The organism is Nonomuraea sp. NPDC052634 (assembly GCF_040678535.1).
GTDB classification, from domain to species: domain Bacteria; phylum Actinomycetota; class Actinomycetes; order Streptosporangiales; family Streptosporangiaceae; genus Nonomuraea; species Nonomuraea fastidiosa.
Map to the genome: position 1 here is coordinate 987210 of NZ_JBFATY010000001.1, position 21218 is coordinate 1008427.

At 72.3% G+C, this 21218-nt stretch carries 23 protein-coding genes and 1 pseudogene; 11 read left to right on the forward strand and 13 right to left on the reverse strand.

Annotated features, from left to right (window positions below):
- Positions 1-5: 5 nt before the first annotated feature.
- The 4 genes from AB0K67_RS04650 to AB0K67_RS04665 all read right to left on the reverse strand — a co-directional run bounded on the left by AB0K67_RS04650 (position 6) and on the right by AB0K67_RS04665 (position 2316).
- Positions 6-803, reverse strand: a complete 798-nt coding sequence (locus AB0K67_RS04650) for a cytochrome c oxidase assembly protein (RefSeq protein ID WP_364052822.1) — start codon at positions 801-803, stop codon at positions 6-8.
- Positions 800-1294: a DUF2243 domain-containing protein gene (locus AB0K67_RS04655; RefSeq protein WP_364052825.1), complete on the reverse strand. Its 495-nt coding sequence runs from the start codon at positions 1292-1294 to the stop codon at positions 800-802. Before AB0K67_RS04655 ends, AB0K67_RS04650 begins: the two co-directional genes overlap by 4 nt.
- A gap of 2 nt (positions 1295-1296) precedes the next feature.
- Positions 1297-1875 (reverse strand): hemerythrin domain-containing protein, encoded by a 579-nt coding sequence (locus AB0K67_RS04660; protein WP_364052828.1) that lies wholly within the window; start codon positions 1873-1875, stop codon positions 1297-1299.
- A gap of 150 nt (positions 1876-2025) precedes the next feature.
- Positions 2026-2316, reverse strand: a complete 291-nt coding sequence (locus AB0K67_RS04665; RefSeq protein WP_364052831.1) for a hypothetical protein — start codon at positions 2314-2316, stop codon at positions 2026-2028.
- A 2-nt stretch (positions 2317-2318) separates the two neighbouring features.
- Between AB0K67_RS04665 and AB0K67_RS04670 the strand changes: the two genes are divergently transcribed.
- Both AB0K67_RS04670 and AB0K67_RS04675 read left to right on the forward strand, forming a co-directional pair.
- Positions 2319-3752 (forward strand): histidine kinase, encoded by a 1434-nt coding sequence (locus AB0K67_RS04670; protein ID WP_364052834.1) that lies wholly within the window; start codon positions 2319-2321, stop codon positions 3750-3752.
- The gene (locus AB0K67_RS04675) at positions 3749-4399 is read left to right on the forward strand and encodes a response regulator transcription factor (RefSeq protein ID WP_364052837.1); all 651 of its coding nucleotides are present in this window, start codon (positions 3749-3751) and stop codon (positions 4397-4399) included. The genes AB0K67_RS04670 and AB0K67_RS04675 overlap by 4 nt, the downstream gene beginning before the upstream one ends.
- Positions 4400-4500: 101 nt before the next feature.
- Here the strand turns inward: AB0K67_RS04675 and AB0K67_RS04680 are convergent, their stop codons facing one another.
- A complete protein-coding gene (locus AB0K67_RS04680) occupies positions 4501-5364 on the reverse strand; it encodes a DUF2268 domain-containing putative Zn-dependent protease (RefSeq protein ID WP_364052840.1) in 864 nt (287 codons plus the stop codon).
- Positions 5365-5423: 59 nt separating this feature from the next.
- Positions 5424-6203 (reverse strand): hypothetical protein, encoded by a 780-nt coding sequence (locus AB0K67_RS04685; protein ID WP_364052843.1) that lies wholly within the window; start codon positions 6201-6203, stop codon positions 5424-5426.
- 56 nt (positions 6204-6259) lie between these two features.
- Here AB0K67_RS04685 and AB0K67_RS04690 point away from each other — a divergent pair, with 56 nt between their 5' ends.
- The 7 genes from AB0K67_RS04690 to AB0K67_RS04720 all read left to right on the forward strand — a co-directional run bounded on the left by AB0K67_RS04690 (position 6260) and on the right by AB0K67_RS04720 (position 12615).
- The gene (locus AB0K67_RS04690) at positions 6260-7261 is read left to right on the forward strand and encodes an AAA family ATPase (protein ID WP_364052846.1); all 1002 of its coding nucleotides are present in this window, start codon (positions 6260-6262) and stop codon (positions 7259-7261) included.
- Complete coding sequence (locus AB0K67_RS04695; RefSeq protein WP_364052849.1) at positions 7258-8196, forward strand: DUF58 domain-containing protein; 939 nt, start codon at positions 7258-7260, stop codon at positions 8194-8196. Before AB0K67_RS04690 ends, AB0K67_RS04695 begins: the two co-directional genes overlap by 4 nt.
- Entirely contained in the window at positions 8193-9140 is a 948-nt protein-coding gene (locus AB0K67_RS04700; protein ID WP_364052852.1) for a VWA domain-containing protein, read from the forward strand. The genes AB0K67_RS04695 and AB0K67_RS04700 overlap by 4 nt, the downstream gene beginning before the upstream one ends.
- An 11-nt stretch (positions 9141-9151) precedes the next feature.
- Positions 9152-9742: a methyltransferase gene (locus AB0K67_RS04705; protein WP_364052855.1), complete on the forward strand. Its 591-nt coding sequence runs from the start codon at positions 9152-9154 to the stop codon at positions 9740-9742.
- A complete protein-coding gene (locus AB0K67_RS04710; protein WP_364052858.1) occupies positions 9739-10278 on the forward strand; it encodes a TrmH family RNA methyltransferase in 540 nt (179 codons plus the stop codon). The genes AB0K67_RS04705 and AB0K67_RS04710 overlap by 4 nt, the downstream gene beginning before the upstream one ends.
- 39 nt (positions 10279-10317) lie before the next feature.
- Positions 10318-11112, forward strand: coding sequence for a glycerophosphodiester phosphodiesterase (locus AB0K67_RS04715; RefSeq protein WP_364057437.1), 795 nt, complete (start codon positions 10318-10320; stop codon positions 11110-11112).
- Between the two features lie 69 nt (positions 11113-11181).
- Entirely contained in the window at positions 11182-12615 is a 1434-nt protein-coding gene (locus tag AB0K67_RS04720) for an MFS transporter (RefSeq protein ID WP_364052861.1), read from the forward strand.
- A gap of 13 nt (positions 12616-12628) precedes the next feature.
- Here the strand turns inward: AB0K67_RS04720 and AB0K67_RS04725 are convergent, their stop codons facing one another.
- Positions 12629-13000, reverse strand: a complete 372-nt coding sequence (locus AB0K67_RS04725) for a hypothetical protein (RefSeq protein WP_364052864.1) — start codon at positions 12998-13000, stop codon at positions 12629-12631.
- Between the two features lie 15 nt (positions 13001-13015).
- Between AB0K67_RS04725 and AB0K67_RS04730 the strand changes: the two are divergent.
- Positions 13016-13120, forward strand: a pseudogene (locus AB0K67_RS04730) (MarR family transcriptional regulator); the annotation flags it as partial.
- 248 nt (positions 13121-13368) lie between these two features.
- Here AB0K67_RS04730 and AB0K67_RS04735 read toward each other — a convergent pair.
- From AB0K67_RS04735 to AB0K67_RS04745, 3 genes are all read right to left on the reverse strand, one after another.
- Positions 13369-14631 (reverse strand): MFS transporter, encoded by a 1263-nt coding sequence (locus AB0K67_RS04735; RefSeq protein WP_364052867.1) that lies wholly within the window; start codon positions 14629-14631, stop codon positions 13369-13371.
- Between the two features lie 332 nt (positions 14632-14963).
- Positions 14964-16001: a universal stress protein gene (locus AB0K67_RS04740; RefSeq protein WP_364052870.1), complete on the reverse strand. Its 1038-nt coding sequence runs from the start codon at positions 15999-16001 to the stop codon at positions 14964-14966.
- Between the two features lie 302 nt (positions 16002-16303).
- A complete protein-coding gene (locus tag AB0K67_RS04745; RefSeq protein ID WP_364052873.1) occupies positions 16304-16510 on the reverse strand; it encodes a cold-shock protein in 207 nt (68 codons plus the stop codon).
- Between the two features lie 492 nt (positions 16511-17002).
- Here AB0K67_RS04745 and AB0K67_RS04750 point away from each other — a divergent pair, with 492 nt between their 5' ends.
- Complete coding sequence (locus AB0K67_RS04750) at positions 17003-17347, forward strand: RNA polymerase-binding protein RbpA (protein WP_364052876.1); 345 nt, start codon at positions 17003-17005, stop codon at positions 17345-17347.
- A gap of 215 nt (positions 17348-17562) precedes the next feature.
- Here AB0K67_RS04750 and AB0K67_RS04755 read toward each other — a convergent pair whose 3' ends face one another.
- The 3 genes from AB0K67_RS04755 to lnt form a co-directional block, all read right to left on the reverse strand.
- Positions 17563-18069: an FxsA family protein gene (locus tag AB0K67_RS04755; RefSeq protein WP_364052879.1), complete on the reverse strand. Its 507-nt coding sequence runs from the start codon at positions 18067-18069 to the stop codon at positions 17563-17565.
- 137 nt (positions 18070-18206) lie between these two features.
- On the reverse strand, positions 18207-18959 hold the full coding sequence (locus AB0K67_RS04760; RefSeq protein WP_364052882.1) for a polyprenol monophosphomannose synthase: 753 nt from the start codon (positions 18957-18959) through the stop codon (positions 18207-18209).
- On the reverse strand, positions 18956-20503 hold the full coding sequence (lnt, locus tag AB0K67_RS04765) for an apolipoprotein N-acyltransferase (RefSeq protein ID WP_364052885.1): 1548 nt from the start codon (positions 20501-20503) through the stop codon (positions 18956-18958). Before lnt ends, AB0K67_RS04760 begins: the two co-directional genes overlap by 4 nt.
- Positions 20504-21218: the final 715 nt, after the last annotated feature.

Consider the following 21218-nt stretch of genomic DNA (forward strand, 5'->3'; position numbering starts at 1 on the left):
CCGGGTCAGGAGGATGCGAGGGGCCGTGAGGGTGCGCAAGCGTCATCGGGAGCGGTGACGCGGCGGCGGGGGCGCCAGGAGCTCGCCAGGGCCAGGGCGAGAAGGAGCTCGCCCAGGTCCCCGCCGTAGTACATGATCTCGGCCGCGCCGCGCCGCTCCTCGGCGGGTACGGGCAGGTCCACGCCGACGCCGGCGTACATGAGCTGGGACAGCCCGGCGTGTACGGCGATCGCCACGCCCAGCACGACCAGCCGGGCAGGCACGGACGGCCGCCGGGGAGCCGGGTCGGGCCCGGCGATCACCCAGGCGAACAGGCACCCGGCCAGCAGGAAGTGCACGTGGACGGCCCCGTGCAGCACGGGGTCGGCGGTGCTGTGCCGGTAGAGCGGGGTGCTGTACAAGATCACCATCCCGCCGACGCTGAGCAGCAGCGCGACGACGGGGTTCGCGACCGCGTGGACGGCGCGCGAGCGCAGCAGCGCGGCCAGGCGGCGGGCGCGGGCGGCCGGCAGCGTGCGCAGCAGCAGCGTCATCGGCGCGCCCAGCACCAGGCCGAGCGGCGCCAGCATGCCGATGAGCAGGTGCTGCAGCATGTGGCCGCGGAAGTCGGTCGCGGCCAGCGCGGCGACGGGCCCGGTCAGACCGGCGGCGAGCAGCGCCAGTCCGGATAGAAACGCAGCGGAGCGCCACCGGCTCCACTTCCTGGGGCCGGGCCGGGCCGCCGTGATCAGGTACGCGGCGGCCACGAGCAGCACGGCGACGACCGGCAGCGCCGTGACGTGGTCGTGGTGCCCGTGGCTCATCGCGGTGCGGGCTCGGCGTCGCGGCACAGGTCGAGCGCGTCGCCGCCGCGGCGCAGCCCCCACCCGGCGGCCAGCAGCACGACTCCGAGCACCAGGAACCCGAGGTCCCACCAGAGCTGTCCCGGCCCCGTACGGACGTGGTGCACGCCGAGCAGGTGGTGGTCGATGACGCCCTCGACCAGGTTGAACAGCCCCCAGCCGGACAGGATCCAGCCCCACAGCGTCCGCGAGCGCCACACCCGGCCGCGCGAGGCGGTCACCCGGGAGTAGAGCAGGCCGAGCCCGATGAGCACGGCCAGCCAGGTCACGGTGTGGAACAACCCGTCCCACACCGTGTTCATCCGCAGCCCGGGCACGGTGTCGACCGGGTAGCGGCTGCTGAGCATGTGGTGCCACTGCAGCAGCTGGTGCAGCAGGATGCCGTCGACGAAGCCGCCCAGCCCGATCCCGAGGATCGTGCCGGGCAGCCCGATTCCCTTGGGGTCCGTCATGGTCAGGGGTTCTTGCCCATGGCCCTGCGGATGACGTCGCGGACGCGGTCCATCATCGCCATCGGCGTGCCCATCAGCACGTTCTTGGTGGCCGACTCGGTGCCGGGGTGCGGGTGGGTGGGCGCCATGGCCTCGGCCGCCTTGACGCCTGCGGCCATGCTGCGCCGCTCGGCCTCGGTGGTCTGGGCGATGAGCTTGTTGAACTCGTAGCGTTCCTCGGCGCGGGCGTGCGCCTCGACGGCGCCGCGCAGCATCAGCAGGTTCTCCATGAAGTCGGGCGCGTCGGGTCCGGCCTCGTCCATGAGCGAGAGGAGCTGCTTGGCCTGGTTCTCCTCGGCCAGCCGATCCTCGACGACGCCGTCACCGCCGTCGATCTTGCCCCGGGCGTAGGGGTGGACGATCTCCTCTTCGGCGGTCTCGTGCACGGCGAGCATGCGCACCAGGCGGGTGAACGCCTCGCCCCGCTGCCCGGCGGGGGCCTGCTCGACCTCGTCGAACAGGTCCCTGATCACGCCGTGCTGGGCCACCAGCAGGTCGATGACGTCCGTCTCGGCCATCTTCTCCGGAGCCGTCTTCGTCATGTCTGTCCTCCTTCGAGTACGGGGCCGCCTACCCCGGCCGAAGGCGGACACGCCCGCCCGGCGAACCGATTACCGAACGCGGAGCCTCGGCAGACGACGTCCTTGGATGAGCGGCTCCGGGTGGTCTTGGCGCCCAGCGCAGCGAGGCGATCAGCCGGTCCGCGCGGGGGGCTCGACCGGCCGTCCAGCACGCCGATGACGAACGCGCCGCCTCGGATCGTCGGCCATCGATGCAAATCGGCGACCGGCGGAGAATTCGCCGACCGAGCACGGCGACGCACCCTTGATCAGGTCCCGATAAAGCGGATCAAGCCAGGTCAGGCCGCCTTTCCACGCGAGCGAAACCGCCTGGAGCGCCACGCCACCGGAAAAGGGGAAATACGTCACCGGCCGCGCATTCATCGGCATAAACGCGGTGAATTCGACGGCATACAATCCCATAGGTGATACGGAACCTGGCCCGCCGGTGGTCGTGCCTGATCCTGGGCGGAGCGCTGCTGATGCCGTACATGATGGTCGGCAGCCTGATCGCGGGCCTGGGGAGCGGCAGGACGGCCAACCTGCTGCTGCTGCCCGCGCAGGTCGGCGTGTTCTTCGCGATGCTGCCCGTCGTGGCGGTGACCGGGCTGTTCCTGCCGATACGCGGGCTTGAGGTGAGCGCGGCGCAGGGCCTGCTCGGAGCCCGCGTGCTCACCCCGCCCCGGCAGCCGGGCCGGTCCTGGCAGGAGCGGCGGCGCACCGCCGCCTGGTTCACGCTCCACCTGGGCGTCGGCGGCGTGGTCAGCGGCTGCACGCTGGCGATCGTGCCGTTCACGATCTTCACGGTCGTGGTGTTCTTCACCGGCCCGCCCACGCAGACGATGGGGCTGGAGATCGCGCCGGGCTGGAACGCGTTCCTGTGGGCGCTGGCCGGAGTGGCGTTGCTGGCCGGGCTGGTCGCGCTGGCGGCCGGAGCCGGTGCGCTGCTGGCCAGGCTCGCGCCCGTCCTGCTCGGCCCCACGCCGGCCGAACGGCTGGCCGCCGCCGAGGAGCACGCCCGCGCGCTGGCCGAGCGCAACCGCCTGGCCCGTGAGCTGCACGACTCCGTCGGCCACGCGCTCAGCGTCGTCACCCTGCAGGCCGCGGCGGCGGGGCGGGTCCTCGACCGCGGCTCCGACGGCGCGCCCCAGACGGCGCGCAGCGCGCTGGCCGCCATCGAGCAGTCGGCCCGCGCCGCCCTCGCCGATCTCGACCACGTCCTCGGCCTGCTCAGAGACGACGACGCCGCGCCGCGAACGGCCGGGGACCCGAGCGACGGGCGCCCTACGGCCGGGGACCCGAGCGACAGCCCCCGTACGGCCGGGGACCCGAGCGACAGCCCCCGTACGGCCGGGGACCCGAGCGGCGGCACCCGTACGGATTGGGACACCAGCGACAGCCCCCGTACGGCCGGGAACGCGAGCGACGGCCCGGCCGGGCGCCCTGACGACCGGTCCGGCAGAGCGCCGCAGGCGACTCTGGACGACCTCGGCGACCTCATCACCACCTCGGGCGCTTCCGTGGACCAGCAGGTGGGCGACCTGTCGGAGGTGCCGGCCGTGGTGTCCCGCGAGGCGTACCGGATCGTTCAGGAGGCCCTCACCAACGCCATCAAGCACGGCGCCCACGGCCCCATCCGCCTGACCGCCGCCGTGCACGGCGGCGACCTGCGCGTGGAGGTCGTGAACCCGTGCGACGGGCGGCGCGGCGACGGCATCCAGAGCGGCGGGCTGAGCGGCGGACGGGGCCTGGCGGGGATGCGGGAGCGGGTCAGGCTGCTGCGCGGCGACCTGGAGGCCGGTCCCACGGAAACCGGCTGGCGCGTGGCCGCCCGCCTGCCGCTACGGTCGAGTCCATGACACTGCGTGTCGTGATCGCCGACGACGAGGACCTCATCCGCGCCGGCCTGCGCATCATCATCGACTCCGAGCCCGACCTGACCGTGGTGGGCGAGGCCGCCGACGGCGCGGAGGCGCTGACCGTGGTCCGCCGCGAGCGGCCCGACGTCGTGCTGATGGACGTCCGCATGCCCGCCGTGGACGGCATCCGAGCCACGGAGCGGCTGCTGGCCCTGGACCAGCCGCCCAAGGTGCTGGTGGTGACGACGTTCGAGAACGACGACTACGTCTACGACGCGCTGCGCGCGGGCGCCAGCGGCTTCCTGCTCAAGCGCACGAAGCCGGACGATCTCGTCCAGGCGGTGCGCCTGGTGGCGGCGGGCGACTCGCTGCTGTTCCCCGCCGCGATCCGCGCCCTGGCCGGCCGCCGGTCACGGGCGGGCTCGCCGGAGCGGGTGCCGGGCATCGACCGGCTGACCGAGCGTGAGGGCGACGTGCTGCGGCTGATGACCAAGGGCCTGTCCAACCAGGAGATCGCCGCCGCACTGGTGGTCAGCCAGGAGACCGTCAAGACGCACGTGGGCAACGTGCTGACCAAGCTGGGTGCGCGCGACCGCACCCAGGCCGTGATCGCCGCGTACGAGTCGGGCTTCGTCTCCCCCGGCTGACGTCTCCCGCCTGACAGCTCCCCCGGCTGGCGTCTCCCCCGGCTGGCGTCTCCCCCGGCTGATCGGGCGCCGCGCCGGAAGCGTGCGGCGCGGCGCCCGGATCACTTGCGTACGCCGCCGCGCCGCAGCAGCTCGGCGGCCGGTACGACGGTCGCCTCCGCGGCGCTCATCCCCGTGGCGGCCAGGGCCTGGTCGACGAGGTGGAGGCCCACCGCGTACCCGGCCATGTCGGGGATGCCGCGCGGCTCGCCGCCGAAGCGGCGCGCGATGGTGTCGCCCAGCACGTACGCGGGCGTGTTCTGCATCCCCTGCAGGTCGAAGTCGGCCATGATCTTCGCGAAGGCGCCCTCGAACGCCTCCCCGGTCACCATGGACGACCACGGACCCATGGCCTCGGGCCCCGACTGCTCGCGGACGAACGCCTCGGCCAGCCCTTCGGCGACCACGTGCTCGCCCACGGTCACGGCGACCGGGTTCCACTCCACGTTGGAGAAGCGCACGTGGTGGTGGAACTCGTGCACCGCGAGGTGCGAGATCCGCCCGATGACCTCGTCGGACGGCCAGGCCAGCAGGTAGATGTAGCTGGTGCCGGCGCCCATGCCGTAGTAGCCGCCGGACGTCTTCATCAGGTGCTCGTTGCCGGGGTCGCCCATGATGAGGTAGACGTCCAGCTTGCCGGGCTGCTTGGCGTCGCCGAGCGCCTGCGAGGCGCGTTCCAGCTCGTGCTTCACCTGGCCGAGCACGTCCTGCTCGATCATGCGGCGCACGGCGGGCAGGTAGCGCGGGTCGTCGGCGTCGACGCGGAAGCCGCCGCCCTGGTGGTGGATGTCGACGATGTCGCCCGGCATCGGGATCTGCGCGCGCATCGGCTCCAGGATCTCCCGCAGCGCGTCCGGCCTGCGCTCCAGCGGCTGCTCCAGCAGGGACGCGATGGGCGTGAGGGTGTCGTGAACGATGAACTCCATGGCCCCGGACGCTAAACCCTCACGTTACGTGAGGCTCAAACGGTTTTTCCGCCGCCCGGTCACAGCGGGGCCTCGTCACCCGGGTCCTCGCCGGGTGAGCGGCCGGGTGTGCGCTGCCCGCTCTCCGACGGCGACGGCGACTCGGACGGCGAGGGCTGCGGGTTGGGCGTCTCGGGCGTCGGCGGCGGCGTGGGCACGAACACCGTCGGCGGGAGCTGGCGCGGCTGCGGCTGGCTGTCCTGCCGCCCGAACACCAGCATGAGCAGGATCGCCACCACGAGCAGCAGAAGGATGATCACGGCGAGCGCGGCGAGCAGCACGCGCTTGCGGGTCTCGGTCAGCGGCCGCCGGGGGCGCGGCGGGCCGGGCAGCGCGGGGGCGCGGTCGGTCAGCCAGTACGGCACGAAGTCCGGCCCGTGCGCCTGCCCGATGAGCGTCCCGCCCACCATGACCGGCTCCAGGAACCGTTCGGCGCCCGGCCGCCCCGGCTGGTACGGCACCGCCACCCACGGCGCCCGCCCGCCGTCGTACATGAGCACCTCGGGCATGCCCTCGAGCACGGCGCCGCCGGTACGCGGCCTGGCGGGACGGGTGAGCCAGCCGCGCACGCCCGACCGCTCCCGGCCGCCCGCCTCCTTGATGGCGGTGACGAACCGGTCGCGGGCCGCGGCGTCGTAGGCGGCGCCCCGGGTGAGCACCGCCAGCGAAACGGCGCGCCCGTCGGGGCCCTGGCCGAGGTACACGAAGCCGGCGGGCGCGCTGTGCAGGCGCGCCTGCACCACGTAGGGCCCCAGCCGGGGTGGGTCGCCGTACTGCAGGGGACTTGCCACGTTTGCCATGTAAGCACAGACGTGGCGTCGTGCGAGTTTGCGGCGCGTTTGGTGGAATGGGCGTCATGAGCGTCGCCGAAGAGTTGCCAGGCGGAAACGACGCGGCATTGCTGCGTCAGAGTCTCGACGAGGTCCGGCGTGTCATCGTCGGCCAGGACCACATGGTCGAACGCCTCGTCGTGGCGCTGCTGGCGCGCGGGCACTGCCTGCTCGAAGGGGTGCCGGGGGTCGCCAAGACCCTCGCCGCCTCCACCCTGGCCACCGTCGTGGGCGGCACGTTCGCCCGGATCCAGTTCACTCCCGACCTCGTGCCGAGCGACATCGTCGGCACCCGCGTCTACCACCCTTCCAACGAGAAGTTCGATGTCGAGCTCGGCCCGGTCTTCGTGAACTTCCTGCTGGCCGACGAGATCAACCGCGCCCCCGCCAAGGTGCAGTCGGCGCTGCTGGAGGTGATGGCCGAGCGCCAGGTCACGCTCGCGGGCGTCACCCATCCGCTGCCCAAGCCGTTCATCGTGCTGGCCACACAGAACCCGATCGAGTCCGAGGGCGTCTACCCGCTGCCCGAGGTGCAGCGCGACCGGTTCCTCTTCCGGGTGCGCGTCCCCCATCCCAGCGCCCACGAGGAGCTGGAGATCCTGCACCGCATGAGCGTCACACCGCCCGTGCCCGAGCGCGTGCTCGACCCGCCCAAGCTGCTGGAGCTGCAGAAGGCGGCCGAGCAGGTCTCGGTGCACCAGCTCGTCGCCGACTACGTCGTGCGGCTGGTGATGTCCACTCGCAGCCCGGCCGAGTACGGCCTGCCCGACCTCAGCGACACGATCGAGGTCGGGGTCAGCCCGCGCGCGACGCTCGGGCTGGTGTCGGCGGGGCGGGCGCTCGCGCTGCTGCGCGGGCGCGACTACCTGCTGCCCGACGACGTACGCGACGTCGCCGTGGACGTGATGGCACACCGGCTGATGCTCACCTTCGACGCCCTGGCCGACGGGGTCGATCCCGAGGACGTCGTCAAGCAGATCCTGCACGCCGTGCCCCCTCCCCTCGTCGTCTGGAACCAGAACCGTTGAGCACCACTGCCGAACAGGCGCTGCGGCGGCTCGAGCTGACGGTCACCCGCCGGCTCGACGGCCTGCTGCACGGCGCGCACCAGGGCCTGCTGCCGGGCACCGGCAGCGAGTCCGGCGACAGCCGGGTCTACGTGCCGGGCGAGGACGACGTGCGCCGCATGGACTGGGCGGTGACCGCCCGCACGACCATCCCCCACGTACGCGACCTGATCGCGGACCGCGAGCTGGAGACCTGGGCACTGGCCGACCTGTCGCCCAGCATGGACTTCGGCACCGCCGACACCGACAAGCGCGACCTGGTGGTCGCGGCGGTCGGCGCGATCGGGTTCCTGTCCAGCCGCATGGGCGACCGCTTCGGCGCGCTCGTCATCCACGACGAGTACGTCCACCGCATGCCCGCCCGCACCGGCCGCCCCGCGCTCTACGGCCTGCTGCACTCCCTCATGGACGCGCCGCGCGGCCGCGTGGTGCCCGACCCGCCGGACCTCGCCGAGGGCATCGACATCCTGAACGCCACGCGCCGCCGCCGCGGCATGCGGCTGATCGTCTCCGACTTCCTCGACGCGAGTCCCGATCTCGACCCCGACGCCGAGCGGCCGTGGGAGCGCCCGATCCGGCGGCTGGCGGCCCGCCATCAGGTGCTGGCCGTCGAGGTCATCGACCCGCGCGAGCTGGAGCTGCCGGACGTGGGCCGGGTCGCGTTCGCCGACCCCGAGACCGGGAACGTACGCGAAGTGCACCTTTCGCCGAAAATCCGGCAGGCGTACGCGGAGGCGGCGGCCCTGCAGCGCGAGGGCACCCGCCTGGCCCTGCGCCGCGCCGGCGTCGCCCACCTGGTGCTGCGCACCGACCGCGACTGGGTGTTCGACGTCGCGCAGTTCGTGTTGCGCCAGCGCCGCATGAGCCACCTCGCCCACAGGAGACCGACCGCATGACGTTTCTCGCCCCCGGCTGGCTGTGGTTGTTCGTGCTGGTGCTGCTGCTCGTGGCGGGCTACGTGGCGGCCATGTTCGCGCGCCGCCGCTACACGGTGCGCTTCACCAATCTGGCCCTGCTCGACCTCGTCGCCCCCGCAGGGCCCGGCTGGCGCCGCCACGTGGCGCCCGCGCTGTTCCTCGTCATGATGTCGCTGCTGGTGATCGGCGCCGCCAAGCCCGCCGACCAGGTACGCGTCCCCCGCGACCGCGCCACCATCATCATCGCCCTGGACATCTCGCTGTCCATGGACGCCGACGACGTGCAGCCCGACCGCATCAGCGCCGCCAAGGCCGCCGCGCAGGCGTTCGCGCAGGAGCTGCCCGACCGCTTCAACGTGGGCGTGGTCTCCTTCGCCCGCTCGGCCAACGTGATCGTCTCCCCCACCACCGACCACCAGGCCGTGATCACCGCGCTCGGCAACCTCACCACGCGGCCCGGCACCGCCATCGGCGAGGCCGTGTTCAACTCGCTGGAGTCGGTGCGCTCGTTCGACCAGCAGGCCGCGACCGACCCGCCGCCGGCCGCGATCGTGCTGCTGTCCGACGGCGACAACACCTCGGGCCGCTCGGTCAGCGAGGCCATCGAGGCGGCCGCGCAGGCCGGCGTGCCGGTCTCCACGATCGCGTACGGCACCCAGGAGGGCACGGTCAACATCGACGGCCGCCCGGTCAACGTGCCGGTCAACAAGCAGACGCTGCAGGCGCTCGCCGACGGCACCAGCGGACGGGCGTACACCGCCGAGTCCGGTAGCGAGCTGCGCGAGGTCTACGAGCAGATCGGCACCTCGCTCGGCTACAAACTGGTCAACCAGGAGATCACGCAGTGGTTCATCGTGGCCGCGCTCGTGGCCGGGCTGCTGGTGGCGGGCGCCGCGGTCTTGTTCGGTACGCGGATCCCGTAACGTTTGGCGACGTGGCCCATTACTTCTCCGAGCAGCCCGAGACCGCGAGCAGGCCGGCGTCGGTCGATCTCGTCCTGCCCGACCTGCATCTGCGGCTGGAGACCGACCGCGGCGTGTTCTCGCCCGAGCGGATCGACGTCGGCACGCGCGTGCTGCTGGAGAGCGTCCCGCCGCCGCCTCAGGAGGGCGACCTGCTCGACCTGGGCTGCGGCTACGGGCCCATCGCGCTGACCATGGCCAAGCGGGCGCCCGGCGCCACGGTGTGGGCGATCGACGTCAACCGGCGCGGCCTGGAGCTGACCGAGCGCAACGCGAGCAAGGCGGGCCTCGGCAACGTGCGCGCCGTGCACATCGACGAGGTGCCGGACGGCGTGACGTTCCGCGCCATCTGGTCCAACCCCGCGATCCGCATCGGCAAGCAGGCGCTGCACGAGATGCTCACCAGGTGGCTGACCCGGCTGACGCCCGACGGCGTGGCCCACCTGGTCGTCCAGAAACACCTCGGCTCGGACTCCCTGCAGCGCTGGCTCGGCGAGCAGGGCTGGCAGGCCTCACGCGAGGCCAGCCGGGCCGCCTACCGCATCCTGAAGGTGACCCGTTGAGAAAACAGCTGCGCCCCACCGACGTCAAGCGGCTCAACCGCACCTGGCGCAGGAACACCGGCAACCGGCTCGCGCTCATCGTCGAGTCGGTCACCGGGCCGTTCAACATCGGCTCGATCTTCCGCAGCGCCGCCGCGTTCGGCGTGGACGAGATCTGGCTGGCCGGCAACGCCACCCCGCCCACCAACCCCAAGGCGGGCAAGACCGCGCTCGGCACAGAACGCCTGGTCACCTGGCACGACCCGGTCCCGGCCACCGAGGCGGTCAAGGCGGCGCGCGAGGAGGGCTACGCGGTGCTGGCCATCGAGCTGACCGCCGAGTCGGTGCCGCTGCACCGCGCCGACCTCGACCGCGACGTGTGCCTGGTGGTCGGCAGCGAGGACCACGGCTGCTCCCCGGCCCTGCTGGAGGCCGTCGACGGCGCCTGCTACATCCCGCAGGTCGGGCGGGTCGGCTCGTTCAACGTGGCGGTCGCGGCGGCCATCGCGCTCGCCGAGGCGCGGCGGCAGGAGTGGCAGAATCTCCCCGATTCGTAACCGCACCGTTCATCACGAAGGGGCATACTTCTCCACGTGCTGAGCCGTCGATTCGCCTTCCTCGACCATCCGGGCCCGCTGGCCTTCGCCCACCGCGGTGGTGCGGCCGAGGGCGCTGAGAACACCGTCGCCGCCTTCGAGCGCGCGATCGGGCTCGGCTACACGTACCTGGAGACCGACGCGCACGCCACCTCCGACGGGGTGCTGATCGCCTTCCACGACCACACCCTCGACCGGGTGACCGACCGGCGCGGCCGCATCTCCGAGCTGCCCTACCGGACGGTCAAGCAGGCGCGCATCAACGGCGTGCACGAGATCCCGCTGATGGAGGACCTGCTCGGCACGTGGCCGGAGATCCGTTTCAACATCGACGTCAAGGAGTGGGCGGCCATCGGCCCGCTGGCCGAGGCGATCAGGCGTACCAACTCCTATGACCGGATCTGCCTGACCTCGTTCAACGACGAGCGCCTGGAGGCGGCCAGGCGGGCGCTGGGCAGGGAGGTGTGCTCCTCGCTCGGCCCGCGCGGCGTGGCCGCGCTGCGCGCCGCCGCCGCCACCTCCGGCTACGGCCGCACGCTGGCGCGCCTGTCGCGCTCCGGGATCCCCTGCGCGCAGGTGCCGGTCGGCTTCCGCGGGCTGCGGGTCACCACGCGCGCCCTGGTCCGTACGGCGCACGCCATCGGCATGCAGGTGCACGTGTGGACGATCAACGACACCGCCCGCATGGAGCAGCTGCTGGATCTCGGCGTCGACGGCATCATGACCGACAACGTCACCGGCCTGCGCAACGTGCTCGACCGCCGCGGGCTCTGGCATTCCGGCCTGGCGGCCTGAGATCGTAGCGGCACCGTCCCGACACGCCCGGCCCCCGCGCAGAGGGCCCCAGAGGAGCGACACGACACCATGCCCGCATCCGCACCCCCCGCGGCCCTCGACGACTCCCCCGCAGCGCGCCGCCGCGAGCAACGCGGCTGGTACTTCTACGACTGGGCCAACTCCGCCTTCTACACCGCGGTCATCTCGGTCTTCCTCGGCCCCTACCTGATCCCGGTCGCCAAGACCGCGGCCTGTGCCAAGGACTTCCCGGACGTGGCCTCCGACACGTGCGTGTCGGCCTTCGACGAGCTGGCCGCCGCCAACCCCGGCCTCGGCTACGTGGACGTGCTCGGCGCCGACATCCGGCCGGCCGCGTTCTTCGGCCTGATCACCACGGTCGCGGTGCTGCTGCAGATCGTGTTCCTGCCGATCGTGGGTGCGCTGGCCGACCACACCGGGCGCAAGCGCGAGATGCTCGGCGTGTTCGCCTACATCGGCGCGCTGGCCGCGATGGGCCTGTTCTTCGTCGAGGGCGACCGCTACATGCTCGGCGGCGTGCTGTTCGTCATCGCGAACCTGGCCTACGGCTCCTCGGTCGTGGTGTACGACTCGTTCCTGCCGCAGATCTCCACCGCCGAGGAACGCGACGCGGTCTCCTCGCGCGGCTGGGCGATCGGCTACCTCGGCGGCGGCCTGCTGCTCGCGCTCAACCTGGTCCTCTACCTCCAGCACGAGAACCTCGGGCTGACCGAGGGCATGGCGGTGCGGATCTGCATGATGTCGGCGGGCCTGTGGTGGGCGACGTTCACGATCATCCCGTTGCTGCGGCTGCGCAACCGTCCCGTGCCCGCCCACGAGACGACGGCGCTGGCCTCGGTCGGCGGCAGCCTCCGGCAGCTCGGCCGCACCATCGCCGGGCTGCGCAAGTATCCGCTGACGCTGCTGTTCCTGGTGGCGTACCTGGTCTACAACGACGGCGTGCAGACGGTGATCGCCAACAGCGCGGCGTTCGCGTCGGAGGCGCTGAAGCTGCCGCAGACCGTGCAGATCACCGCGATCCTCATGGTGCAGTTCGTGGCGTTCTTCGGCGCGCTGCTGCTGGGCCGGCTGGCGCGCGGCTTCGGCACCAAGCGCACGGTGCTGGCGAGCCTCGTGCTGTGGACGGCGATCGTGGCGATGGCCATGTTCGTGGCCGAGGGGCAGGCGGTGCAGTTCTACCTCATGGCGTTCGCGATCGCGATCGTGCTGGGCGGCACGCAGGCGCTGTCGCGCTCGCTGTTCTCGCTGGTCATCCCGAAGGGACGGGAGGCCGAGTACTTCAGCCTGCTGCAGATCAGCGACAAGGGCTCGGCGTTCATCGGCGCGCTGACGGTGACGATCGCGCTGCAGCTCACCAACAGCTACCGGATCGCGATCATGTCGATGATCGTGTTCTTCGTGATCGGCTTCGTGCTGCTGGCGCTGACGAACCTGCCCAAGGCCATCCGCGCGGCCGGCAACGAGGTCCCCGAGCGCATCTGACGCCCACGGACGGCTAGGACGTGAGCACGACCCCGCCGACGCCGCTGCGCCCGGCGGGCATGCCCACCAGGTCGACACTCACCCTGGGGCGGACGCGTTCGCCGACGACGGCGGCGATCACGTCCGTCACGCCGGAGATCAGGCGGGCCACGATGTCGTCGGCGTCCGGCCGGCCGAAGGCGGCCTCCTTGATGGCGAACGTCACGCTCGGCGCGGGATCCGCGGCGGGCTTGCCGCCGATGCCCCAGCGGCCCGCCGGGACGCCGACGAGCCGGACCTCGGCGATCTCGCGCGCCCACTCACCGTAGACGGCGACGACGGCGTCGGTCAGCGCCTCGATCCGCCGCCCGAGGAGCTGCGCTCGCTCGACCTCGCGCCGCGGCATCTGTCGCTGCTGTCGATGCTCCTGCTCGACGGCCCGCTGAGCGTCTCCCAGCTCGCCGACCGGCTGAGCGTCGCGCCGACCACCGTGAGCCTCCTGGTCGGCGAGCTGAGCCGCAAAGGCGTGCTGGAGCGGCGGGAGGACGACGCCGACCGGCGCCGCCGCATCGTCGACATCAGCCCGGCGAGCCGGCCGGCCATCTCACGGTGGCTGTCCCCGGGGGCGCGGGCCTGGCAGCGCGCTGGCGCCGCTGACGGCCGAGCAGCGGCGGCTGGTCGTCGACACGCTGCTCGCGTACGAGTCCGCCGTCGCCGAGGCCCAGGAGGACGCCTAGCCGCGCCTGACGCCCCTCCGCAGAGGGACGGCCGCCGTCACGCTCGCTCGCTTCTGGGGCGGAAGCGGCCGGCCAGGGATCGGGCGAGCAGGACGGTCATCACTCCGGCGAACACGACCGACAGCAGGCCCATCCGCAGCCCGGCCAGGTCGGCCACGGCCCCCACGATGAGCGGCGAGATGAGGAAACCACCGCGCAGCAGCCAGCTCACGACGGTCAGCCCGGCGCCAGGAGGCAGCCCCGGCAGCTCGTCGGCGGCGTGCATGGCGGCCGGTACGACGGTGGCGACGCCCAGCCCGGCCAGCGCGAACCCGGCCAGTGCCGTCGCCACGGAGGGCACCGCCAGCGCGCCGCCCATCCCCGCGGCGGCCAGCAGGCCCCCGGCCCGCGCGACCGTCCGGTTGCCGAAGCGGTCCACGACGCGGTCGCCGGTGAGCCGCCCGACGGTCATGGCGGCCTGGAAGACGACGACGGCGAGCCCGGCGGTGGCGGCGCCGGCGCCCAGGTCGCCGCTGAGGAACAGCGCACCCCATGACTCCCCCGCGTCCTCGACGAGCGCGCCGCAGGCGGCCAGCACGCCGAGCGCGATCAGCGCCCGCACGGCCGGCCGCCACCGCCTGCCGGCACGCCCCGGCGCGTCACCGGACGCCTCGGAGAGCACGCCCGGCCGCTCAGGAGCCGGCGTCGCCACGACCGCCCGTTCGGCATCGTCGGAGCCGGGGAGCAGGAAACGGTAGGCGACCAGGGCGACGGCGCTGATCAGCACGGCGGAGATCGTGAGGTGCACGGAGAGCGGCAGGTGCAGCCCGGCGGCGGCCGAGCCCATCAGCCCGCCCAGGACCGCGCCGATGCTCCACACGCCGTGGAACGAGTTCACGATGGAACGCCGGTAAAGGCGCTGCACACGAAGGCCGTGGGCGTTCTGGGCGACGTCCATGACCGCGTCGAGGGCGCCCAGGACGAACAGCACGCCCCAGAAGGCCGTCCAGTGCGACACGAACGGGATCGCCGGCGTCACGACCGCCATGGCCACGACCCCGAACGCCGCGACCCGCGCCGAGCTGAAGCGGCGCACGGCCGCACCCGCGAACAGCCCGGCCAGCAGCGCCCCGATCGGCATGCCCGCCACCGCGCCGCCGAAGACCGCGTTGCCGACGTCGAGCCCCGCCTTGATCTCCGGGTAGCGCGGGACGACGTTGAAGAACACGGCGCCGTTCGTGAGGAACAGCGCCGCGACGGCGGCACGGGCCCGCCGGGCTTGCTGATCGGGCGCGGGCATCGACCTTCCGTTCAGGGCCATGCGGTCTGCTCAGGTGGACGGCGAGGCGCGGCGCGGCGGCCGACGGGCGACCGGGCGGGGACGCTCTCCGCGCCTGGCGCCCCCGCCCGGAGTTCAACCGATCCGCCCGTACGACGTCAACTCGCGACGCGAGATGGTCCGCCGTACGGGCCGTCGCGCCGGATGCGGCGTGGCGGCACTTTCACAGAACCGATCAACACCCTGTCAGATCCGACGCAAGAATTGCCCATCGAGTTGAGTGAAACACATCACTCTTCCGAAAAACCGCCCCCAGACTCCCCATGAGGACGCTAACCACTCAGGAGTCTATGTGCGTCAGCGAGTGACGATGATCACGCAGCGCACTTCCGGGAGTGCGGGGGCGGGGTGACGGCGACGGGGCAGCGCACTTCGGCGAGCGCGGCCTGGAGGACCGGCCCGATGAGCGCGCCCGCCCGCCTGCCGCTGCGCCCCAGCACGAGCAGCGTCGCCCCGCTCGCGCGCTCCACGATCGCCCTGGGCGGCCGCTCGGTCACGAAGTCGGCCGTCACGGGCACGCCAGGCCCTCCGGAGGCCAGGCGGCGCACCGCCTCTTCGAAGCTCCTCTTGGCCCCGGCCCGGATGGACCTGGCGTCCACGAACGGTTGCTCGTCCTCCCCCGGACGGTCGCAGGGATCCCACCAGCCGCAGACCGCCTCGAGGGAGCCGCCGCGAAGCGCCGCCTCCCGCAACGCGAACCGGAAGGCCGCCTGACTGGCCGGCGACCCGTCCAGCCCCACCACGATCCGCACCCCACCGGCGTCCTCGTCGGCCACGCCGCTGGGGTACGCCACGTCCCACTCCTCGCCACCCTGCCTCTCCGACGGCCCGCCAGGGCGCTCCAGACCGCCGGCCCGCTCCCCGGACAGGTCGCCCGGGTACGCCACGGCCTGCTCGCCACCGGCCGGCTCCTCGGACGAGCCGTCGGGGCGTACCACGATGACCGGGGCGGGGCTGTGCGCGGGCACCTGGACGGCCGCCGACCCCACCCGCAGGTCCTCGAACCCTCCGACCCCGCGCGAGCCCAGCACCACCAGCTCCGCCTCGTGAGCGGCCTCCAGCAGCACCGCGGCGGCCGGCCGCTTGACCAGCAGCGGACGCACGTCCAGCGGACCGCCCAGTGCACGCGCCCGCCGCACGCCTTCTTCCACGACCCCGGCGGCGACCTGCTCGACCTCCGCCAGCAGCGTCCGGCTCACGGGGCGCAGCGCGTACGGCCAGTGCCAGGCGTGGCAGACGACCACGGGGCGCCCGCGCAGCCGCGCCTCCTGCACCGCCCACCGCAGCGCCTGCTCGCTCCCCGGCGACTCGTCGTAGCCCACCAGGACGCACCCCACGCCAGGCTCCCGCACCACGGCCCTCCCCACGAGGTGTCCGGCCCTCATGGGTGCGCTGCCCTGGCGACCGGCCCCGACTCTCCGGCCATGAGACTTTGACCTGCCCTTGGGCCACCGGCCTGACGTCCCCGCAGCCCGAACCTCCGCAGCGCGCACCACCCGGGCCTGCGCTCCGGAGCAGATGCGAGCCCGGACACGGCGAGCCGGCCCGCACCTGAAGACCGCCGGCACCGGCCGGAGAGAAGGCCCCGCACGCGAGAAGGCCGGGCCCGCACCCCCGAAGGGATGCGGGCCCGGCCCGTTACATGCTCGCCTGGTCAGGCGGCCACGATGTTCTCCGCCTGCGGGCCCTTCTGGCCCTGCACGACGTCGAAGGACACCTTCTGCCCCTCGAACAGCTCGCGGTAGCCACCGTCGGAGACGATGTTGGAGTAGTGGGCGAAGACGTCGGACCCGCCGCCGTCCTGCGCGATGAAGCCGAAGCCCTTTTCAGAGTTGAACCACTTGACGGTTCCGGTAGCCATGTCGATCTCCTTCAGAGATGGGTGCGATCCGCACCGTGCGGACCGCGGTGTCGCCGCGTGAAAGCCCATCCGGAGATGACCGGGAGAAAACAAAAAACGCGTCCAGCCGCACTCTGCCAGACGCGCACAAAGTCTTATGGGTACAACAACTGCAACTCGTTCACGCTATCACGCATCCCCCCGGCCGCCAAACCCGGCCACCGGAGCGAGCGCTTCGCCCCTCATGGCACGCGGCGGGACGGCAGGCGGGGCGGCTCACACGCCGGACGGCGGGCTACGTGCGGGCAAAAAAATCCGGATATATGCCCCCCGTGCCGCGCGAGCACCGGCATCACCGCAGGTTACGGCCCTGATCGGCGATCACCTGAAGAACCATGGCCCCAAGCGCGATTGGATCACCTCACAGGTGGGAATCCCATCACGGTACCAAGCGTTAGACACCGTGGGAGACAGACCCCCCACGCAAGGGGGCCCTGTAGGAGGCATGTAAACATGGGCGAGCGCGCGCTTCGTGGCACCCGGCTCGGGGCAACCAGCTACGAGAACGACCGTAACACGGACCTGGCTCCGCGCCAGGAGGTGTCCTACACCTGTCCGAAGGGCCATCGCTTCGAGGTTCCGCTTGCCGCCGAGGCCGAGATTCCCGCCAGCTGGGAGTGCCGGATGTGCGGCGCCACCGCGGTGCGGGTGGACGGCGAGCAGCCGGAATCCAAGAAGACCAAGCCCCCGCGGACGCACTGGGACATGCTCTTGGAGCGGCGGTCCATCGAAGATCTTGAGGAGGTGCTCAACGAGCGGCTCGCGGTCCTCCGGGCCCAGCGTCGCAAGAGCGCCTGACCTCCTCTCACGGTGAACCCCCGGGCTTCAGGCCCGGGGGTTTCTCTGTGCCTTCGGCCGGCCGCACTTGTGCCCTCGGCCGGCCGCTGTGTCCTCGGCCGACCGCACTGTTGTGTCCTCTGTCGGCCGCACGTGTGGTGTCCTCGGCCAATCGAACGCCCCTGCAACCCGTCGAGCATTCCTCGGGCCGGATGCGGTTGAGAGCCGGATGCGCTTCAGGACTCGTTGTCGTCGCGGATGACCTCGCCGTGCACCACGCGGGTGCCGCGAGGCGCGCCTGAGGCGGGGCCGGGGTCGTCGCCGGGGAAGCCGGACGTGGGCGGGAAGAGGTTCGCGTACGGGGACGACTGCGCCAGCCGCTTGATCCGCCGTTCGAAGAACCACGAGCCCAGCCGGCGCATCATCGGCCGCGTGGCCGGGATCAGGCACAGCAGGCCGAACACGTCGAGGAAGAAGCCGGGCGCGAGCAGCAGCGTGCCGCCCACCAGGATGATGCCGCCGTCGGCCAGCTCCCGATCGGGCATCCGGCCGCTCTGCAGGGCCTCCTGCAGCGCCCGCCACGCCCTCCTGCCCTCGCGCCGCACCAGCCACGCGCCCAGCAGGCTGTCGGCGATGAGCAGAGCGATCGTGGCCGGTCCGCCGATCACCTGGCCGACCTGGATGAGCAGCCAGATCTCCAGGATGGGGATGACCAGAAAGGCCAGGAAGAGCAGCAGCCGCATCGTTCAAATCCTCGTTTCCGCACACGCGTCACTGCACTGGACAACGCCCGGCGCCTGCTGAGCGTTCCGCCGGATGCCGCGGGCCGCGCGATCCTCCGCCCCTGCGGCAAGCCGCAGGAGCCGCCCGCCCTCTGGCGCTAGCCGCGCGGCCCGTCCCCCTTGAGGCGCTTGGGCAGCCCGGTGACGCCCCACATGCCGATCCGCCACAGCGCCTCGGACATGATCTTGCCGCTCATCTTGCTCTTGCCGACCGTCCGCTCCACGAACGTGATCGGCACCTCCACCACCCGCAGCCCGTTACGCGCGGTGCGCAGCGTCAGGTCGACCTGGAAGCAGTAGCCCTGCGACTCGACGCCGGCCAGGCCCACCTTCTCCAGCGTGGCCGCGCGGTAGGCGCGAAAGCCCGCGGTCGCGTCACGGACCGGCAGGCCGAGCATCACCCGCGTGTAGAGGTTGGCGCCCTTGGACAGCAGCTCGCGGCGCTGCGGCCAGTTGACGACCTTGCCGCCCGGCACGTACCGGGAGCCGATGGCCAAGTCGGCGCCGTCGGCCAGCGCCTGCAGCAGCTTCGGCAGCTCCTCGGGCTGGTGCGAGCCGTCGGCGTCCATCTCGACCAGTACGTCGAAGCCCTCGTCGAGCCCCCAGCGGAACCCGGCGATATAGGCCGCGCCGAGTCCTTGCTTGCCCGGCCGGTGCAGGACGTGCACCTGCTCGTCGTCGGCGGCGAGGGCGTCGGCCACCTCGCCCGTGCCGTCGGGGCTGTTGTCGTCGGCCACCAGCACATGGGCCTCCGGCACGGCCGCGCGTACGCGCTGGACGATCGCCGGCAGGTTGTCGCGCTCGTTGTACGTCGGCACGACGACGAGCACCCGGCCGAGACTCTCCATCATCCGTCGTTCCTCATTTGATCGGCTCGCCGCCTGCCACGCCACGCGGCGAACCCGGCAGCCGCCGCTCCCATTACCATCAATGCCCATTCAGGAAGTGCGCCCACCTTTGTGGCGATTGTTTCCTGCGTACGTACGGGCACCTTGACCACGTTCATGTCAGCGACAAGCTCACGGGTCTGCCAGGAGACCTTACCGTCAGGCGTGACATAAGCGGATATACCGGTCGTGGCGGCGGTGACCACGGCCCTGTTGTGCTCGACCGCACGCAGCTTGGACATCGCGAGCTGCTGCGGCGGCAGGTTGGACAGGGCGTAGCTGGCGTTGTTGGTCTGCACGACGAGCGGGGTGCCGCCGGCCCGCACGGTGCCGCGTACGGTGTCGTCGTAGGCCACCTCGTAGCAGTTGACGGCGCCGATCGTGACCGGCCCCATCTTCAGATCGCCCGGCTTGTCACCGGGCACCGACTGCCTGCCGACGAGGTTCGCCCGCTCCCACAGCGCCAGCACGATCTCCTTGAACGGGGTGTACTCCCCGAACGGCACCAGATGCTGCTTGTCGTAGTAGGCGCCAGGCCCCGTCACCGGGTCCCAGACGAGGCTGCGGGTGGCGCGGTTCTCCTCGCCGATGGCCACGACCGCCCCGACCAGCGTGGGCACGCCGACGTCGCGCACGGAGTCGTGGATGACCTGGCGGGCGTACTCGTCGCGGTAGGGGTCGATGTCGGTGGAGTTCTCCGGCAGGACCACGATGTCGGGCTTGGGCAGCTTGCCGTCGCGTACGGCCTGGGCCAGGCGCTTGGTCTCGTTGGCGTGGTTGCGCAGCACCACGGCGGGCTCGTCGCCGAGCGCGTACATGCCGCGGCCCGGCACGTTGCCCTGCACGATGCCGATGTTGACGGTACGGCCCTCGTCGCCGTACCTCGGCACCGCGAGCCCCAGCACGGGCACGGCCACCGCCAGCGCGACCGGCACCAGCCTGCCCGCGCCCCCGATCGGGCCCTTGACCGCGAACTGCCGCCGGTCCACCACCGCGTACGCGAGCAGCGCACCGCACAGCGCGACCGCGAACGACACCAGCGGCGCGCCGCCGAGCGCGGCGTACGGGGTGAACATCGACTCGCCCTGGCTGAAGGCCGCGCGCGCCCACGGGAAGCCGCCGATCGGCACCAGGCCGCGCGCCCACTCCATCAGCACCCACAGGCCGCCGAACCACAGCGGCCAGGCCCGCAGCCGGAACACCGGCGCCGCGAGCGCGGCCATGGCGGCGTAGAAGACGCTCTCGGTGGCCACCAGCATGAGCCACACGTCGTCGCCGATCGTGCGCACCCAGGCGACGCCGGGCAGCAGGAACGCCGCCGCCCCCAGGTAGCCGAGCCAGGCGGCGCGGCGGGGGCGGGCGCCGTAGAGGGAGGCGGCGATCAGGCCGATGCCGAGCGGCGCGCACAGCCACCAGTCGAGCGGCGGGAACGCCAGGAACAGCGTCACGCCACCGGTGACGGCGGCGAGCATCCGCGCGAGCAGCACCTGCCACCTCTCCCCCGGCACCGCACGCCCCTCCCCCGAGCGCCCGGCATCGCCCTCGGATGCCCCCTGAGCCTCGGACCGCGCCTCGGCTCCAGCGGCATGGACATCGGGCGGCGCCTGAGCAGCGCCGGCCGTGGCGGCCGGCTGCGCCTCACCGGCGGCGGCCAGGGCGTCAAGCTCCGGCTTCGCGGCGGCAACCGGGGCGTCGGCGGTCGTGCCGACAGCGGCCCGCCCGGACACGGGCGTGGGATTCGTACGGTCCTGCACCACTCCGGGCTCTCCTCGCCACCTCGCAAACGCCTGCTTGCGAAAACGCTACCGCTCCCGGGCCGCACTCAGACCGGCACACCCCGCAGAAGATCGGAGAAGGGGAAAGACGGCAGGGCGGTCCCGCAGCGATCTGGGCGGGACCACCCGGCGCGTCGGCGGTCCTGGAACACGGGAACGGGAAGAGGGCCCGGAAACCCTTCGGACCGGACCCGTCTCGTCGGCGGCGAGCGCGGAATTCCGTTGTCTACTGGGCTCCCGGACCCGTCCCGGGTCCAACCCCCCGCCCGGTTGGGGTGCCCCGACTCGACGGACCGACGGCCCTGCACCTGGCTGTGTGGACGGAGTCGCGCTCCGTCACGGACGCAGGATCCGGCGATGTCAGAGACGGCCAACCGGCCAAGTCCCGTGCTGGACTGCGCAGCAAACTACCGACTCCACCTCAGATGTCAACCGTGTCCCGATCAGC

What these genes read in the sequence shown, in the direction of transcription:
- AB0K67_RS04650 (WP_364052822.1), bottom strand. Translation starts at nt 803, where the DNA reads ATGAGCCACGGGCACCACGACCACGTCACGGCGCTGCCGGTCGTCGCC.
- AB0K67_RS04655 (WP_364052825.1), bottom strand. Translation starts at nt 1,294, where the DNA reads ATGACGGACCCCAAGGGAATCGGGCTGCCCGGCACGATCCTCGGGATC.
- AB0K67_RS04660 (WP_364052828.1), bottom strand. Translation starts at nt 1,875, where the DNA reads ATGACGAAGACGGCTCCGGAGAAGATGGCCGAGACGGACGTCATCGAC.
- AB0K67_RS04665 (WP_364052831.1), bottom strand. Translation starts at nt 2,316, where the DNA reads ATGGGATTGTATGCCGTCGAATTCACCGCGTTTATGCCGATGAATGCG.
- AB0K67_RS04675 (WP_364052837.1), top strand. Translation starts at nt 3,749, where the DNA reads ATGACACTGCGTGTCGTGATCGCCGACGACGAGGACCTCATCCGCGCC.
- AB0K67_RS04680 (WP_364052840.1), bottom strand. Translation starts at nt 5,364, where the DNA reads ATGGAGTTCATCGTTCACGACACCCTCACGCCCATCGCGTCCCTGCTG.
- AB0K67_RS04685 (WP_364052843.1), bottom strand. Translation starts at nt 6,203, where the DNA reads ATGGCAAACGTGGCAAGTCCCCTGCAGTACGGCGACCCACCCCGGCTG.
- AB0K67_RS04690 (WP_364052846.1), top strand. Translation starts at nt 6,260, where the DNA reads ATGAGCGTCGCCGAAGAGTTGCCAGGCGGAAACGACGCGGCATTGCTG.
- AB0K67_RS04700 (WP_364052852.1), top strand. Translation starts at nt 8,193, where the DNA reads ATGACGTTTCTCGCCCCCGGCTGGCTGTGGTTGTTCGTGCTGGTGCTG.
- AB0K67_RS04720 (WP_364052861.1), top strand. Translation starts at nt 11,182, where the DNA reads ATGCCCGCATCCGCACCCCCCGCGGCCCTCGACGACTCCCCCGCAGCG.
- AB0K67_RS04725 (WP_364052864.1), bottom strand. Translation starts at nt 13,000, where the DNA reads ATGCCGCGGCGCGAGGTCGAGCGAGCGCAGCTCCTCGGGCGGCGGATC.
- AB0K67_RS04735 (WP_364052867.1), bottom strand. Translation starts at nt 14,631, where the DNA reads ATGGCCCTGAACGGAAGGTCGATGCCCGCGCCCGATCAGCAAGCCCGG.
- AB0K67_RS04745 (WP_364052873.1), bottom strand. Translation starts at nt 16,510, where the DNA reads ATGGCTACCGGAACCGTCAAGTGGTTCAACTCTGAAAAGGGCTTCGGC.
- AB0K67_RS04750 (WP_364052876.1), top strand. Translation starts at nt 17,003, where the DNA reads ATGGGCGAGCGCGCGCTTCGTGGCACCCGGCTCGGGGCAACCAGCTAC.
- AB0K67_RS04755 (WP_364052879.1), bottom strand. Translation starts at nt 18,069, where the DNA reads ATGCGGCTGCTGCTCTTCCTGGCCTTTCTGGTCATCCCCATCCTGGAG.
- AB0K67_RS04760 (WP_364052882.1), bottom strand. Translation starts at nt 18,959, where the DNA reads ATGATGGAGAGTCTCGGCCGGGTGCTCGTCGTCGTGCCGACGTACAAC.